This is a genomic window from Pseudomonas sp. RIT-PI-AD (assembly GCF_025642785.1).
GTDB lineage: Bacteria > Pseudomonadota > Gammaproteobacteria > Pseudomonadales > Pseudomonadaceae > Pseudomonas_T.
This window is the reverse complement of sequence record NZ_JANZKU010000011.1, coordinates 1-15,740: the sequence shown is the minus strand read 5'-3', so window position 1 is coordinate 15,740 and position 15,740 is coordinate 1. Positions and strand designations below refer to the sequence as shown.

The window sequence follows — 15,740 nt, the reverse complement described above, 5'->3', positions numbered from 1 at the left end:
GCGTGCAGCGAATACGCCGGGCACGTGGGCCAATGGAGCCAGAGGGTTTTCCGACCGGATGGCCACGTCCGCCCAATTGAGTAGAGGGAGCCGCCCTCGGGATCGAGGCGCGGTAGAGGTTGGTCAATTGCCGGACGAAATGGTCGATGGTGCCTTCGTCGGTGAGGGTAGGGGGCTGATCGCACTCCTGGTGTCTGCATTGCACGGCGGTAGTCATGGGACTCCCTGTCATGAATGGAGGGCGGCAGGGTCGAAAGGACAGCGCGATGCAGCAACGGGGTCGGCGGGTTTCGAGGCAGGAGTCACTGTGAACGGATGGGGCCAGGGCTCCGACTACAAAATCAGTAGTTGGACAACGTTTTACTCACCCATCTGACGGCGGCGTGACAGCGACGATGGCCCGGTAAGCGGGTTGGGCGGTTTCACCGGTATCGCACCGGCGGACCGCCCGAGGGGCGATCAGTCGATGCGCAAATTCAGCTCGTCGGCGAAGGGGAAGCCGGCGCCGCTGCCTTTTTCGAAGCGCAGTTCCACTTCCACCGCGGTGGCGCCTTCCGGGACGCTGCCGTAGAGCGCGCGGGCCAGCGGTTGACCGGTGCGTTCGGCGGCACCCAGGGGGGCGCTGGCGAAGAAGCGGCCCTCGGCGCGGAAGGCTTCCAGGCCCGGCCAGGTGGCGGCGTCCACCGGCTGCGGGTAACCGCCGGCGGCCTTGTCGGCGCTCAGGTCGTAGCGGATGTATTCGCCGCGGTCGAAGAAGTACGCCACTCCGGCGTTGCGCTTGAATGCGGCCTCGACCCCCAGCGGCCACTGTTGCACGCCGGACCAGGTGGCGGCGGAGAGGTCCAGCGGGTAGCGGGCGTCGGCCCGGTCGCCCTGGGCCAGGTTGTAGCGCAGGTATTGGCTGCCCTTGAAGAAGTAAATCTTGTCGCCGCTCACCGCCAGGGTGGCATCCAGGTCGCGGGCGCCGCCGGCGAAGCGCTCCAGGCCCGGCCAGTTGCCGGCGATGGGCTTGGGATAGCCGCTGTCGACGCGGTCGGCGGCGACGTCGAAGCGCAGGTACTGGTCGCCCTTGAAGAAGTAGGCCTTGCCGTTGCCGGCGTTGAACCCGGCGTCGAGGTCGCGGGGGCCGCCCGGCAGGCCTTCGAAGCCGACCCAGTTGCCGGCGATGGGTTTCGGGTAGCCCTCGGCGACCCGGTCGCGGGCGAAGTCGTAGCGGTAGTAGCGGTCGCCGGCGAAGAAGTAGGCGGTGTCGTCGTTCCAGTTCACCGCACTGCGTTTGTCGCCGCCGATGAAGCGCAGTAATACCCGTGCGTCGTGGGCGCTGCCGGCGCTGGCGCCGAGCTGGGCGTCGAGGCGGAACGGTCGCCCGGCGGCATCGGCCGGCAACGCGATGCGTTGGGTCAGCGAGCCCTTGCCGAGGCCGACGAACAACTGGCCCTGACCGCTGGGCAGGTCATTGCGGGCGCCATAGCGCATCACCGTCTGCGCGCCGCCCTTGGTCCAGCCGGCGATGTCCGGGTCGTAGCCGAGGTCGCTGTGGGCCGCGCCGTACTCGGCGCCGGGGTTGGCCAACAGGTTGCGCCCGTAGGCGAAGCGCCGCGGCTGCGGGTGCAGGCGCGAACGGCCGTCCAGGTCCAGGCCCTGGGTGGGCACGCCCAGGTGCTCGAACAGGGTGGGCAGCACGTCCACCTGGCGCAGCGGCTCCGCCAGGGCGTTGCGGCCGAGGGCGGGGATGCCGGCGCCGCTCATCACCATCGCCACCTTGCGGTGCTCGGGGCGGTCGGCGCCGTGGCCGGTCCCGGTGCCGCCGTGGTCGGTGGTGACCACGACCAGCCAGTTTTCCTGGGCATAGCCGGGGCGCGCGCGGATCGCCTGGAGCAGGCGGCCGAGGGCGGCGTCGGCGCGGCCCATGGCTTGCAGGTATTGCGGGGTGTCGGAGTGGAAACCGTGGCTGTGGCCGGCCTCGTCGACGCCGTAGTAATAGGTGCTCAGCACGTCCAGGTCGGCGCGGTTGCGCAACCAGTCCTCGGCCTGGGCGATGAGCTTGCCGTCGTCGGCTTCCGGGCCGTCGAAGCGCAGGTCGGCCTGGGGACGCATCTGCTGGTAGAGCGGCGCCCAGTTGTAGGCGTAGGCGGTCACCAGCTGCGGCTTGCGCTGTTCGATCAGGCTGAGGAAGTGCGGGTAGCGCGCGTAGTTCTGCCCGGCGAAGCTGTTGTCGCGCACGCCGTGCTTGTCGCGCTCGACGCCCATGAACAGGGTCGACCAGCCGGGCCCGCTCACCGAGGTGTCCGGGGCCCAGCCGCCGTCGGTGTAGACGCCGCTGGCGATCAGCCGCTCCAGGTTGACCATCCCCGCGGCGGGAATGGCGTCGGCCTTGAAGCCGTCGATGCCGAAGAACAGCACCTTGTCGTTGCCGGCCTCGGCCTGGGTGGCCAACAGCACGGCGGTCGCGGCCGCCAGCAGGCGGCGGAGGAAGGTCGTCGGGGTCATGGCACATCCTTGTCTGTCGTGGAAGGAACGCGCGGTCCAGCGGCGCCCGACCATGGCAGCGCATCGGCATTGCGAACCGATGACAGCGCGACGGGCGGGCACCGCGAGAGGGCGTGAGACAGGAAACGGACGCCCGGACGAATCCCCCTCGCCCCGAAGAATGGTTGGAGTAGGGGGGATGACTGATCCATCCACCAGGCGGAGTCCCCTGCGCCCGGACATGCCGCCAGGCGCAGGCGATGCCCGACAGGACGCGAACGGCGGAATACCCTAAGGCCCGTCGGCCATGGCCCGAAGATCGGCCAGGTAGGGTGGATGACTGATTCATCCACCAAGCGGCGCCCCAAGTACCACGGACATGCCGCTAGCTAGCTAGGGTGGATGACGCCCTCATCCACCCAGCACAGGCCCCGGCGCCTCCGATCGACCGGCCGGCACGGGGCATGCCGCACTCGGGAGCGAACGGCGGGGCGGGCGGCGACGATCCGCCTCGGGGCCGGCGGAGGGACGCCCTCATCCGCCGCGCGGGCGACGACGCCCGCCCCGCTATCCGCCATCAACCGTTGGGCAGCAGGCGGCAGGTGAGGCTCTTGATGTAGCGGGTTTCGGCGATGGCCGGGTGGACTGGGTGGTCGGGGCCCTGGCCGCCGCGCTCCAGCAGTTGCAGGTTGCGGTCGAGGTGGCGGGCGCTGCCCAGCAGGATGTTCTGCAGGTCGTCTTCCGGCAGGTGCATGGAGCAGGAGGCGCTGACCAGGATGCCGTCCTTGTTCAGCAGGCGCATGGCCTGTTCGTTGAGGCGGCGGTAGGCGGCCTCGCCGTTCTTCAGGTCCTTCTTGCGCTTGATGAAGGCCGGCGGGTCGGCGACCACCACGTCGAAGCGTTCCTCGGCGGCCTTCAGCTCGCGCAGCGCCTCGAACACGTCGCCCTCGATGCTGGCGACCTTCTCGCTCAGGCCGTTCAGCGCGGCATTGCGCTCGACGCCGTCGAGGGCGAACTCCGAGGCGTCGACGCAGACCACTTCGCTGGCGCCGAAGGCCGCGGCCTGGATGCCCCAGCCGCCGATGTAGCTGAACAGGTCGAGCACGCGCTTGCCCTTCACGTAGGGCGCCAGGCGCGCGCGGTTCATCCGGTGGTCGTAGAACCAGCCGGTCTTCTGGCCCTCCAGCACCGGCGCCTCGAACTTCACCCCGTTCTCCTCCAGGGCGACCCATTCCGGTACCTGGCCGTGGGCGACCGCGACGTAGCGTTCCAGGCCCTCGGCGTCCCGCGCCGCGGAGTCGTTCTTCCACAGCACGCCGCTGGGCTTGAGCACCTGCAGCAGGGCTTCGAGGATCGCGTCCTTGTGCCGCTCCATGGTCGCCGAGGCCAGTTGCACCACCAGCACGTCGGCGAAACGGTCCACCACCAGGCCGGGCAGCAGGTCGGAGTCGCCGAAGGCCAGGCGGTAGAAGGGCTTGTCGAACAACCGCTCGCGCAGGGACAGGGCGACCTTCAGGCGATGCACCAGCAGCGACTTGTCCAGCGGGTGTTGCAGGTCGCGGGACAGCAGGCGCGCGCAGATCAGGTTGTTCGGCGACAGCGCGACGATGCCCAGCGGCTTGCCCCCCGCGGCCTCGAGGATCGCCTGGTCGCCGGCGGCGAAGGCGTTCAGCGGGGTGGCGGCGACGTCCACTTCGTTGCTGTACACCCACAGGTGGCCGGCACGCAGGCGTCGGTCGGCGTTGGCTTTGAGGCGCAGGCTGGGCAAGGTCATGGGTCGGCTCCGGGGAAAAACCGCCGATTATAGCCGCGCGGACGGCGCGGCGGTGACCGGCGGGCGCCGTGCCCGAAAGCGTCCGCCCGGCGCGATGCGACTTTGGTCGGAAATCCGCCGGCGTCGCTTTCGCGTAGGCTCCAGCGCTTTTCGGCCTGAAGGAGACCTCCCATGCATAAGGAACGCGTGCGCCTGCCAGCCCTGCTCGACAAACTGATGAGCGCCGACCAGGCGGCGGCCCTGATCGAGGACGGCATGACCGTCGGCATGAGCGGTTTCACCCGGGCCGGAGAGGCCAAGGCGGTGCCCCAGGCGCTGGCGCGGCGGGCGCGGCAGACGCCGTTGAAGATCAGCCTGATGACCGGTGCGAGCCTGGGCAACGACCTGGACAAGCAGCTCACCGAGGCCGGCGTGCTGGCCCGGCGCATGCCCTTCCAGGTGGACGGCACGCTGCGCAGGGCGATCAACCAGGGCGCGGTGATGTTCATCGACCAGCACCTCTCGGAAACCGTCGAGCAACTGCGCAACCACCAGCTCAAGCGCCCGGACATCGCGGTGATCGAGGCGGTGGCGATCACCGAACAGGGCCACATCGTGCCGACCACCTCGGTGGGCAACTCGGCCAGCTTCGCGATCTTCGCCCAGCAGGTGATCGTCGAGATCAACCTGGCCCACGCCGCCGACCTGGAAGGCCTGCACGATATCTACATCCCCACCTACCGGCCGACCCGCACGCCGATCCCGCTGACCCGGGTCGACGACCGCATCGGGTCCGGCGCCATCCCCATCGACCCGGCGAAGATCGTCGCCATCGTCGTCAGCGAGCAGGCGGACTCGCCGTCCACCGTGTTGCCGCCGGACGCCGAGACCCAGGCCATCGCCGACCACCTAATCGACTTCTTCAAGGGCGAAGTGGCGGCGGGGCGCATGGGCAACGACCTCGGCCCCTTGCAGGCGGGCATCGGCAGCATCGCCAACGCGGTGATGTGCGGCCTGCTGGCTTCACCCTTCGACGACCTGACCATGTATTCCGAGGTGCTGCAGGACTCCACCTTCGACCTGCTCGACGCCGGCAAGCTGCGCTTCGCCTCGGGCAGCTCGATCACCCTGTCGCCGCGGCGCAACGCCGACGTGTTCGGCAACCTGGAGCGCTACAAGGACCGCCTGGTGCTGCGCCCGCAGGAAATCTCCAATCACCCGGAAGTGGTGCGGCGGCTGGGGATCATCGGGATCAACACGGCGCTGGAGTTCGACCTGTACGGCAACGTCAACTCCACCCACGTCGGCGGCACCCGGATGATGAACGGCATCGGCGGCTCGGGGGATTTCGCCCGCAACGCGCACCTGGCGATCTTCGTCAGCAAGTCCATCGCCAAGGGCGGGGCGATCTCCAGCGTGGTGCCCATGGTCAGCCACGTGGACCACACCGAGCACGACGTGGACATCCTGGTCACCGAGCAGGGCCTCGCCGACCTGCGCGGCCTGGCGCCGCGCGAGCGGGCCCGGGCGATCATCGACCAGTGCGTGCACCCGCAGTACCGCGCGGCGCTGGAGGACTACTTCGCCCGTGCCTGCGCCAAGGGCGGGCACACCCCGCACCTGCTGCGCGAAGCCCTGCAATGGCACATCGACCTGGAAGAGACCGGCAGCATGATCGGCGGCATCCTCGCCCCGGCGCGCAGCGCCTGAGCGCGCCCGCCGCTCGTCGCCGCGAAGGCCCGATGCGGCGGCGCAAGCTCGGTCGAGCGGGGCGCCAGGGCCAGCCGAAGCCGCCCCCGCTGTTCGGCGTGGTCACCTCATGCAGGTAAGCGGCGGATGCGTCGGCATACCTCACCGGAGGGTGCGACGGAACGTGCGGGGTCGGGGGATGCTGGAACGCGCCCCGTTGGGACGCCGCCGCGCGAGCGGGACGGACCTGCCGTCCCGTCTTCCGGCGGTTGGCGGTCAGGCCGACAGGGCTTCGATCAGCTTCTGGTTGAAGGCCGGGATGTCGTCCGGCTTGCGGCTGCTGATCAGCGTGCCGTCCACCACCACCTCGCGGTCCACCCAGGTGGCGCCGGCGTTCTTCAGGTCGTCGGTGAGGGACGGCCAACTGGTCATGGTCTTGCCGCGGACCAAGTCGGTGGAGGCGAGGATCCAGGCGCCGTGGCAGATCACCGCGATGGGCTTGCCGGCGCCGGCCGCGGCCCTGACCAGGGACTGGGCATGGGTGTCCAGGCGGATGGTGTCGGCGTTCACCACGCCGCCCGGCAGCACGATGGCGTCGTAGTCCTCGATCTTCGCCGCGTCGAAGGTCTTGTCGACGCTGAAGCTGTCGGCCGGGGTGGTGTGGTTCCAGCCGGTGACCTTGCCCGGCTTGGCGGAGAGAATCTCGGCGCGCACGCCGGCCTGCTCCAGGGCCTGTTTCGGGCCGGTCAGCTCGGCCTGTTCGAAGCCATCGGTGACCAGCAGGGCGACGCGTTTGCCTGAAAGGGATGTGCTCATGATGTTCTCCGGGTGGATGGATGTGAGAAGGCTGTGAGAAGTCCGACCCTCCGCCGCCGGGGTAAAGTTCCTGGCGATTTCTGGCCCATCGCCGGAGCCGAGCGGCTAGACTGTGCCATCACTTCTTTTCCATGTGTGTGTCGTCATGGCCCAGGAACTCTCCGCCGAACAGATCATGCAGGTGCTACAGGGGATCAGCGTGCCGCCGCAGCCGCAGATCATGGTCGACCTGCAGATGGAGCAGGTCATGCCCAACCCCGACCTGAAGACCATCGCCAAGTTGATCAGCCAGGACCCGGGGCTTTCCGGCGCGCTGCTCAAGCTGGTCAACTCGCCGTACTTCGGGCTGTCCAACCGCATCACCTCGATCCAGCGCGCGGTCAACCTGCTGGGCAGCCGCTCGGTGATCAACCTGATCAACGCCCAGTCGATCAAGGGCGAGATGAACGACGAAACCATCGTCACCCTCAACCGCTTCTGGGACACCGCCCAGGACGTCGCGGTGACCAGCCTGACCCTGGCCAAGCGCATCGGCTACGAGTCGGTGGACGAGGCCTACGCCCTGGGGCTGTTCCACAACTGCGGCATCCCGCTGATGCTCAAGCGCTTCCCCGACTACATGAGCGTGCTGGAAGAGGCCTACGCCCTGGCCAGCGACGACGTGCGCGTGGTGGACACCGAGAACCGCCTGTTGAACACCAACCACGCCGTGGTCGGCTACTTCACCGCGCGCTCCTGGCGCCTGCCGGCCCACGTCTGCGACGCCATCGCCAACCACCACAACGCCCTCTCGGTGTTCAGCGAGGAGTCCAGCCGCGACGCGCAGATGCGCAACCTGCTGGCGATCCTGAAGATGGCCGAGCACATCTGCGGCTGCTACCGGGTCCTCGGCCAGCAGACCGTCGATCACGAGTGGGACAGCATCCGCGCCAGGGTGCTCGACTACGTCGGCCTGTCCGACTACGACTTCGTCAACCTCGAAGAAAGCATCCACGAGCTGGGCGTCGGCCAGACCCTCTACTGAGGCGCGCCCGGCTACCCTGCGAGCCGCGCTGCCGGGGCGAACCCTGCCCGAAAGGGCGCCGTGCGCAGGCCGTTTGCGTCGCCCCTGGAACGCCGTTTTTCTCCCACCTTCACCCGTGCGCCCGGATCCGCCCATGCCCGAATTACCCGAAGTCGAAACCACCCGCCGCGGCATCGCCCCCTACCTGGAAGGCCAGCGTGTCAGCCGGGTGATCGTGCGCGAGCGGCGCCTGCGCTGGCCGGTGCCCGAGGACCTGGACGTGCGCCTGTCCGGGCAGCGCATCGAGCAGGTGGAGCGGCGCGCCAAGTACCTGCTGCTGAAAGCCGAGAGCGGCACCCTGATCGGCCACCTGGGCATGTCCGGCAGCCTGCGCCTGGTGGAGATCGGCCTGGCGCCGGCCAAGCACGAGCACGTGGACATCGAGCTGGAGTCGGGCCTGGCGCTGCGCTACACCGACCCGCGGCGCTTCGGCGCGCTGCTCTGGAGCCAGGACCCCCACGCCCACGACCTGCTGCGCCACCTGGGCCCGGAGCCGCTCACCGAGCTGTTCGACGGCGAGCGCCTGTTCCAGCTGTCGCGGGGCCGCGCCATGGCGGTCAAGCCGTTCATCATGGACAACGCGGTGGTGGTGGGTGTCGGCAACATCTACGCCAGCGAGGCGCTGTTCGCCGCCGGCATCGACCCGCGCCGGGCAGCGGGTTCGATCTCCCGGGCGCGCTACCTGAAGCTGGCGCAGGAGATCAAGCGCATCCTGATCCATGCCATCGAGCGCGGCGGCACCACGCTGCGGGATTTCGTCGGCGGCGACGGCCAGCCCGGCTATTTCCAGCAGGAACTGTTCGTCTACGGCCGTGGCGGCGATTTCTGCAAGCTTTGCGGCGGCACCCTGCGCGAAGTGCGCCTGGGCCAGCGCGCGAGCGTCTACTGCCCGCGTTGCCAGCGCTGAGCGCGGGCTCCGGGCGGCCTGGAAGGGAAGGACGCGGTGCGCAGAGCCGGGGAAAACTTCGCTCCGGCGATTGACGGCCGTCACGCTGACAATTCGCCCGGCGCTGTTATAGTTAGCGGCACTCATCGTCCCAGTTGAAGGATCGTACCCATGAACCTGCTCCATCACTCCGCCGCTGTCCTGGCGCTGACCACTGGCTTGCTGGCGCTGCCGGCTCAGGCTGAAGTGGTGCAGCAGCAGAACGTCAGCGGCAACCCGATCTACGACGTCGAGGCGCCGCCGGCCTACTCGATGATCGGCGACCTGCTGATCGCCCGTCCGCTGTTGATCGCCGCCACCGCCGTCGGCACCGTGGCCTTCGTGGTCAGCCTGCCGTTCACCGCCCTGGGCGGCAACGTCAAAGCGGCTGGCAAGGCCCTGGTGGTCGACCCTGGCAAGGAAGCCTTCGTGCGCTGCCTGGGCTGCACCACCAGCGGCTACAACCGCGACTGACGCATCCTTCGCGATCCCGAAAAGCCGGTCATTCGACCGGCTTTTTCGTATCCGCCGGCTGCACCTGCGGGGTTGCCGGCGCCAGGGCTGCCTGTGCCGCGGCGGGCGGGCGCTGGATCGCCAGCACCTGGGACTCGCCGATGCCGCGGGGGTCGCTGGCCGCCTCGACGCGACCGCCGGCCTTGTCCCAGAACAGCACCTGCTGGTTACCGTAGGGCTTGTCCAGCGCCTTGAGGCGGTAGCCGCGGGCTTCCAGTGCGGCCGCCTGCGGACCGTCGAAGGCGCCCGGCTCGTACTCGATCACGTCGGGCAGGTACTGGTGGTGATAGCGCTTGAGCGCCGGCCAGTCCGCCACCGGCCGGCCGTCCAGGTAGCCCAGGATCGACAACAGCACCATGCTGGGGATGCGGCTGCCGCCGGGCGTGCCGAAGGCGGCGAACTGCTCGCGGCTTTCCAGGAAGGTCGGGCTCATGCTCGACAGCGGACGCTTGCCCGCGGCGATGACGTTGGCGCGGCTGCCGCCGAGGCCATAGGCATTGGCGCCGCTGGGGTCGGCGGCGAAATCGTCCATCTCGTCGTTGAGCAGCACGCCGGTGCCGGGCGGGGTGAAGGCGGCGCCGAACGGCAGGTTGACCGAAAGGGTGGCGGCCACCGCGTTGCCCTCGGCGTCCATCACCGCGAAATGCGTGGTGTGCTCGCCTTCGCGCCAGGCCGGGGCCGGCGGCAGGCTGGCGCTGGGCGTGGCGCGCTGCGGGTCGATGCCGGCGGCCAGGCCTTGCAGGTAGTCCGGCGCCATCAGCCGGGCCAGCGGGTTGGCGATGAAGTCCGGGTCGCCCAGCAGGCCGCGGTCGCGGTAGACCCGGCGCAGGGTTTCCACCACGTAGTGACTGCGCTGCACGCCGTCCGCTTCCCGCCAGGGCAGGCGCTGGAGGATCGCCAGGCTCTGCGCCAGCGCCACGCCGCCGGCGGAGGGCGGCGGCGCGCTGATCAGTTCGCGGCCGTCGGCCAGGGCGTAGCGCAGGGGGCGGCGTTCCACCACGCGGTAGTCGCGCAGGTCCTCCAGGCTCCAGATGCCGCCGGCGGCGCGCACGCCCGCCACCAGTTTCTCCGCGGTCACCCCGGCGTAGAAGCCGTCGCGGCCGTCGCGGGCCAGGCGTTCCAGGGTGGCGGCCAGTTCCGGCTGGCGCAGCAGGCCGAGCGGCTTCGGCACCTCGCCCTGTTCGTCGAGGAACAGCCGGGCGCTCTCCGGGTCGTCGCGCAGGGCGGCGAGGCGCGCGGCGGCCCGTTCGCGGTAGACCCGGTCGATGCCGAAGCCGTCGCGAGCCAGGCGGATCGCCGGGGCCAGGCTGTCGCGCAGCGGCAGGCGGCCGTGGTGCTCGGCGAGTTCCACCAGGGCCGCGGGCAGCCCGGGAATGGCGGCGGCCAGGGCGCCGTCGAGGGACAGTTCGGGGCGCACCTGGCCGTCGCGCCGGTACAGGTCGGCGTGGGCCGCGCGAGGGGCTTTCTCCCGCGCGTCGAGGAAGCGGTAGGTGGGGGTGTCGCCGGCTTCGCGCAGGAGGAAGAACCCGCCGCCGCCGAGTCCCGAGCTGTAGGGCTCGACCACCGCCAGGGCGGCGCTGGCGGCGACCGCCGCGTCGAAGGCGTTGCCGCCGAGGGTGAGGGTTTCCAGGGCGGCCACGGTGGCGGCCGGGTGGGCGCTGGCGGCGGCGGCCTTGCCCGGCGCCGTAGCGGCCTGGGCCTCGAACGCGGCGACCAGCAGCAGGAGCGCGGCGAGCGGCCGTCCGCTCCGGCGGCCGCGGGGAAGGGCGAGGAAGGGGGAAAGCCGGCTCGGCGTGGTCATGGGCGCTGTCGCTCCGTGGTTTCGCCTGCTCGGCGGGACGCCCGCGCCGGCCCGGCGGGTGCCGGGCGGGAACTCAGGCCTTGCCGGTTATGATCAGGTATTTGCTCATCAGTTCGTCCTTGCTCTCGACCCGGTTCTCGTCGAGGGGGATGCAATCCACCGGGCAGACCTGCTGGCACTGGGGTTCGTCGTAGTGGCCGACGCATTCGGTGCACAGGTTGGGATCGATCACGTAGATCTCCTCGCCTTGGGAGATCGCGCCGTTCGGGCATTCCGGCTCGCAGACGTCGCAGTTGATGCAGTCGTCGGTGATGATCAGGGACATGGGGACAACAACTCCTGCCGTGGCCGGGCCGCGGCACCTACGAAAAGAAAGACGGGAATTGTGCCGCAATGGCCGGATCGGCGCACCCTCCGGGCGGGCCGATCGTCGAACCGGGCGTCAGGACTTGAAGCGCGCGGTCAGCGCCTCGGCCACCGCCGGGTGGACGAATTTGCTGATGTCGCCGCCCAGGGCGGCGATTTCCCGCACCAGGGTCGAGGAAATGAAGGAATACCGCTCCGACGGGGTGAGGAACATGCTTTCCACGTCCGGCGCCAGTTGCCGGTTCATGTTCGCCAGTTGGAACTCGTATTCGAAGTCGGAGACCGCACGCAGGCCGCGCAGGAAGACGTTGGCGTTCTGTTCCTTGACGAAGTTCGCCAGCAGGCTGGCGAACCCCACCACCTCCACGTTGGGCAGGTGCTTGGTCACTTCGCGGGCGAGTTCGACGCGCTGTTCCAGGCTGAACAGCGGGTTCTTCCTCGGGCTGGCGGCGACTGCGATGACCACGCTGTCGAACAGCCGCGAGGCGCGTTCGATCAGGTCGGCGTGACCTTTTGTGATGGGGTCGAAGGTGCCCGGGTATAGCACTCGGTTCATCGCGACGTCCTGGCAGAGTCAAAGGAACCGGATGGTAGCGCAGCGGCTGGCGGGGGCCAAGCCGCGCGGACACCGGGAAAAATCCGCCTGCGGGCGCGGCGCCGATGCCTTTCATGGGGCGTCCCGACCCGCCCGGGCGCTCGCCGCGAGCCGCTTCGACGGCGCCGCCCGGGGCGCGGCCGTCCTTCCCGGCCGCTAGCCCGCCGCCAGGCGCTCGCCGAGGGCGGTCGCCAGTTTCGCGCAGAGCCCGTAGATCGACAGCTGCGGGTTGGCGCCGATGCTGGTGGGGAACAGCGAGCCGTCGTGGATCGACAGGTTCTCCAGTTGGTGGTGCCGCCCCAGGCTGTCGGTGACCGCACGGCGGGCGTCCTCGCCCATGGCGCAGCCCCCCATCACGTGGGCGCTGCCCAGGCGCACGTGGTGCGGCTCCAGCGCGAGACGGTCGATCAGCGCGCGGGCGGCGTCGAGGCTGTCGACGTAGTCGGCGTCGACGTGCAGCGGCAGCACCGCCCGCGCGCCGGCGGCGAACTGGATCTCGGCCATGGTGTGGAAGGCGCGGCGCAGGCCGTCGCGGGTGTAGTCGGTGAGGCGGTAGTCGAGCACCGGCGTGCCGTCCCCGCGCAATTCCACGCGGCCCTCGGCGCTGTCGGGGTGGAAGCCGTCGCGCATCAGCGCCAGCATCACGTGGGTGTGGGGCAACTGCTCCATGCGCAGGGCGTTGTCGAGCCCGAAGCGGCCGAGCAGGCTGCTGGCCAGGGCCGGGTGCAGCGGCGGCACCTCCAGTTTGTAGGAGAGGCGCCCGGCGACGCCGTCGTCCCACTGGAAGTGGTCCGAATAGATCGACTGCGGCGCGCCGTAGAACGGGTCGATGACCCGCTCGAACTGCGCGGCGGAGAAGTTCACCAGGTGCAGGAAGGTGCGCTGGCCGACCCGCCCGTGGGGGTCGGGCGCCTTCGAGCGCAGCAGGATCGCCGGGGTGTTGATGCCGCCGCCGGCCAGCACGTAGTGCCGCGCCTTGACCCGGATGCGCCGGCCGGTGGGCGCCACCGCGCGTTCGTCCAGGGCCAGGCACTCCAGCGCCGCGACGCGCCCGCCGTCCAGCAGCAGGCGTTCGGCCCGTGCCAGGTAGAGCAGTTCGCCGCCGTGGTCGAGGGTCGCCGGGATGCTGGTGACCAGCATCGACTGCTTGGCGTTGGTCGGGCAGCCCATGCCGCAATAGCCGATGTTCCAGCAGCCGCGCACGTTGCGCGGGATCACCTTCCAGTGCAGGCCGAGGGCCTCGCAGCCGGCGCGCAGTACCTCGTTGTTGGCGTTCGGCGGCACCGCCCAGGGCGCCACGCCGAGACGCTGTTCCATGCGTTCGAACCAGGGCGCCAGGTCGGCCGCGCCGTGGCCGACCACCGCGTGCTCCCTGGCCCAGTGGTCCAAGGTCGGCTCCGGGGTGCGGAAGCTGGAGGTCCAGTTGACCAGGGTGGTGCCGCCCACCGCGCGGCCCTGGAGGATGGTCACCGCGCCGTCCTTGCTCATCCGCCCGATGCCTTCCTGGTAGAGCGAGGCGTAGGCCTCCGGCTCCTGCATCTTGAAGTCGCGGCTGGTGCGCAGCGGGCCTTCCTCGATCAGCAGCACGCGGAAGCCGGCGGCGCTGAGGATTTCCGCGGTGGTGGCGCCGCCGGCGCCGCTGCCGACGATGGCGACGTCGGTCTCCAGGGTCAGGTCGCGGGGCAGGCGCGAGCCGTCATGGGTCTTCCAGCCGCGGGCAAGGCCCTCGGCGAAGGGGTCGGGTACGGGCATCGGCGGTTTCTCTTGTTGTTGTAGGGGGCGTTCGCGGGGTCACACCGTCGGCGGGCCGGGGTAGCCGCAGTGGGCCCAGGATTCGGGGCGACCGTACCAGCTCATGCTCACCAGTTGCAGCAGGGAGCCGTGGCCCATCTTCAGCAGGCCGATGGAGCTGTCCCGCCAGCGTTCGAGGAAGCGCCGCAGGTCCTCGGCGCTGGCGTTCGCCCAGGCGCCCCAGATGCCGGTGAGCGGTCCGCGGGTCAGCGGCAGGACGAGCACGTCGAACAGTTGCAGGCTGAGCTTGAGCATTTCCGGCGAGAGGTGATCGAGGTTGCGGTCGATGCTCGCCAGGGTGCCGCTCACCGCCTCGGGCATCCGCGGCGCCGCCACCGCGCCGGCCAATACCACCGGGATCAACGCCCGCAGCAGGTCCAGGTCGCCGGCGCGCAGGCAGCGGAAGCCCGGCGCCGGGCCGCTCGCCGAACAGCCGCCGAGGCTCGCGGCGAGGCCGGCCGAGCCGAGCAGCGCGCCGCCGAGCAGGCCCACCTTGAGCAGGCCGCGGCGGGACAGGCCGGCGTGGTCGGGGGTGGTCGCAGTCATGTGTTCGCTCCCAGGGCCGCGGCGCGGCCGTCGTTCAGCGCAGGAATAGCCGGTACACCCATTTCTGCAGCGCCGTGCCGTAGGGCGGGTAGATCAGCCGGGCGGCGTTGAAGCGCTGCTTGATGTACACGCCCTTGGCCTTGCTGAAGGTCAGGAAGCCTTCGCGGCCATGGTAGTGGCCCATGCCGGAGGCGCCGATGCCGCCGAACGGCAGGTCGTCCTGGGCGACGTGCAGCAGGGTGTCGTTGAGGCAGACGCCGCCGGAATGGGTTTCCGCCAGCACCCGGCGCTGCTCGGCGCGGTCGTAGCCGAAGTAGTACAGCGCCAGGGGCCGTGGCCGCCGGTTGATGTAGGCGAAGGCGTCGTCCAGGCGGTCGTAGGGCACCAGCGGCAGCAGCGGGCCGAAGATTTCCTCCTGCATCACCCGCATGCCGTCGTCCACCTCCAGCAGCAGGGTCGGTGGCAGGCCGCAGGCGCCGGCGTCCGCCAGCAGCGGCAGGATGCGCGCGCCACGCGCCTCGGCGTCGGCGAGGCAGTCGCGCAGGCGCGCGGCCTGGCGCGGGTTGACGATCAGCGTGTAGTCCGGGTTGCCCTCCAGGCGTGGGTAGAAGCGCCGCACCGCCTGGCGGTAGGCCTCGACGAAGGCCTCCAGGCGTGCCCGGGGCACCAGCACGTAGTCCGGCGCCACGCAGGTCTGCCCGGCGTTCAGGCACTTGCCGAAGGCGATCCGCTCGGCGGCGTCCGCCAGGGGCACGTCGGCGGAGACGATGGCCGGCGACTTGCCGCCCAGCTCCAGGGTCAGTGGGGTCAGGTGGTCGGCCGCGGCGCGCATCACCTGGCGGCCGACCCCGGTGCTGCCGGTGAACAGCAGGTGGTCGAACGGCAGGCGGGAAAAGGCCGCGCCCACCTCGGCCTCGCCCAGCGCCACGTTCACCAGGTCCGCCGGGAAGATCCGCGCGAGTTGTTCCTGGAGCAGGCGCGAGGTGGCCGGGGTCGCCTCGCTGAGCTTGAGCATCACCCGGTTGCCCGCCGCGAGGGCGCCGGTGAGCGGGCCGATGGCCAGGTACAGCGGGTAGTTCCAGGGCACGATCACCCCGACCACCCCCAGCGGCTGGTAGATCACCCGCGCCGAGGCGGGCTGGAACAGCAGCCCCACCGCGCGCCGCGAGGGTTTCATCCAGCGGCGCAGGTGGCGGCTGGCGTGGCGGATGCCGTGCAGGCTGGGCATGAGTTCGGCGATCAGGGTCTCGTCGGCGGAGCGGTTGCCGAAGTCCGCGGCGATCGCCCGGACCAGGGCGTCACGCTGTTCCACGAGCATCTTGCGCAGCGCCTCGAGCCATTGCAGACGCTGCCCGGCGGGCGGCATCGGCTGCGCGCGGGCGGCGGCGCGCAGGGCTTCGAAGGCGCCGTACA

At 70.3% G+C, this 15,740-nt stretch carries 13 protein-coding genes; 4 read left to right on the top strand and 9 right to left on the bottom strand.

The window, feature by feature from the left end; all coding sequences use genetic code 11:
• Nucleotides 1–459 precede the first annotated feature (459 nt).
• Nucleotides 460–2,490, bottom strand: coding sequence for a hemopexin repeat-containing protein (locus OGL92_RS11535; RefSeq protein WP_263143751.1), 2,031 nt, complete (start codon nt 2,488–2,490; stop codon nt 460–462).
• 556 nt (nt 2,491–3,046) lie between these two features.
• Nucleotides 3,047–4,243, bottom strand: a complete 1,197-nt coding sequence (locus OGL92_RS11530) for a class I SAM-dependent rRNA methyltransferase (protein ID WP_263143750.1) — start codon at nt 4,241–4,243, stop codon at nt 3,047–3,049.
• 171 nt (nt 4,244–4,414) lie between these two features.
• On the opposite strand from OGL92_RS11530, the gene OGL92_RS11525 reads away from it, so the two are divergent.
• The gene (locus OGL92_RS11525) at nt 4,415–5,932 is read left to right on the top strand and encodes an acetyl-CoA hydrolase/transferase family protein (RefSeq protein ID WP_263143749.1); all 1,518 of its coding nucleotides are present in this window, start codon (nt 4,415–4,417) and stop codon (nt 5,930–5,932) included.
• A 255-nt stretch (nt 5,933–6,187) separates the two neighbouring features.
• On the opposite strand, the gene OGL92_RS11520 is transcribed toward OGL92_RS11525, so the two are convergent.
• Nucleotides 6,188–6,727 (bottom strand): type 1 glutamine amidotransferase domain-containing protein, encoded by a 540-nt coding sequence (locus tag OGL92_RS11520; protein ID WP_263143748.1) that lies wholly within the window; start codon nt 6,725–6,727, stop codon nt 6,188–6,190.
• A gap of 199 nt (nt 6,728–6,926) precedes the next feature.
• Here OGL92_RS11520 and OGL92_RS11515 point away from each other — a divergent pair, with 199 nt between their 5' ends.
• The 3 genes from OGL92_RS11515 (at nt 6,927) to OGL92_RS11505 (ending at nt 9,189) form a co-directional block, all read left to right on the top strand.
• Nucleotides 6,927–7,751 (top strand): HDOD domain-containing protein, encoded by an 825-nt coding sequence (locus OGL92_RS11515; protein ID WP_263143872.1) that lies wholly within the window; start codon nt 6,927–6,929, stop codon nt 7,749–7,751.
• Between the two features lie 133 nt (nt 7,752–7,884).
• Complete coding sequence (gene mutM / locus OGL92_RS11510) at nt 7,885–8,697, top strand: bifunctional DNA-formamidopyrimidine glycosylase/DNA-(apurinic or apyrimidinic site) lyase (RefSeq protein ID WP_263143747.1); 813 nt, start codon at nt 7,885–7,887, stop codon at nt 8,695–8,697.
• A 150-nt stretch (nt 8,698–8,847) separates the two neighbouring features.
• The gene (locus OGL92_RS11505) at nt 8,848–9,189 is read left to right on the top strand and encodes a multidrug transporter (protein WP_263143746.1); all 342 of its coding nucleotides are present in this window, start codon (nt 8,848–8,850) and stop codon (nt 9,187–9,189) included.
• A 28-nt stretch (nt 9,190–9,217) separates the two neighbouring features.
• On the opposite strand, the gene ggt is transcribed toward OGL92_RS11505, so the two are convergent.
• The 6 genes from ggt to OGL92_RS11475 form a co-directional block, all read right to left on the bottom strand.
• On the bottom strand, nt 9,218–11,029 hold the full coding sequence (ggt, locus tag OGL92_RS11500; RefSeq protein ID WP_263143745.1) for a gamma-glutamyltransferase: 1,812 nt from the start codon (nt 11,027–11,029) through the stop codon (nt 9,218–9,220).
• Between the two features lie 73 nt (nt 11,030–11,102).
• The gene (locus OGL92_RS11495; protein WP_263143744.1) at nt 11,103–11,354 is read right to left on the bottom strand and encodes a YfhL family 4Fe-4S dicluster ferredoxin; all 252 of its coding nucleotides are present in this window, start codon (nt 11,352–11,354) and stop codon (nt 11,103–11,105) included.
• A 117-nt stretch (nt 11,355–11,471) separates the two neighbouring features.
• Nucleotides 11,472–11,951 carry a pantetheine-phosphate adenylyltransferase gene (coaD, locus tag OGL92_RS11490; protein ID WP_263143743.1) on the bottom strand — a complete coding sequence of 160 codons (480 nt, stop codon included), beginning with the start codon at nt 11,949–11,951 and terminating at the stop codon, nt 11,472–11,474.
• A 195-nt stretch (nt 11,952–12,146) separates the two neighbouring features.
• Nucleotides 12,147–13,742 carry a GMC family oxidoreductase gene (locus OGL92_RS11485; protein ID WP_263143742.1) on the bottom strand — a complete coding sequence of 532 codons (1,596 nt, stop codon included), beginning with the start codon at nt 13,740–13,742 and terminating at the stop codon, nt 12,147–12,149.
• Nucleotides 13,743–13,781: 39 nt separating this feature from the next.
• Nucleotides 13,782–14,327: a twin-arginine translocation pathway signal protein gene (locus OGL92_RS11480; RefSeq protein WP_263143741.1), complete on the bottom strand. Its 546-nt coding sequence runs from the start codon at nt 14,325–14,327 to the stop codon at nt 13,782–13,784.
• Nucleotides 14,328–14,361: 34 nt separating this feature from the next.
• Nucleotides 14,362–15,720: a coniferyl aldehyde dehydrogenase gene (locus OGL92_RS11475; protein WP_263143871.1), complete on the bottom strand. Its 1,359-nt coding sequence runs from the start codon at nt 15,718–15,720 to the stop codon at nt 14,362–14,364.
• Nucleotides 15,721–15,740 lie beyond the last annotated feature (20 nt).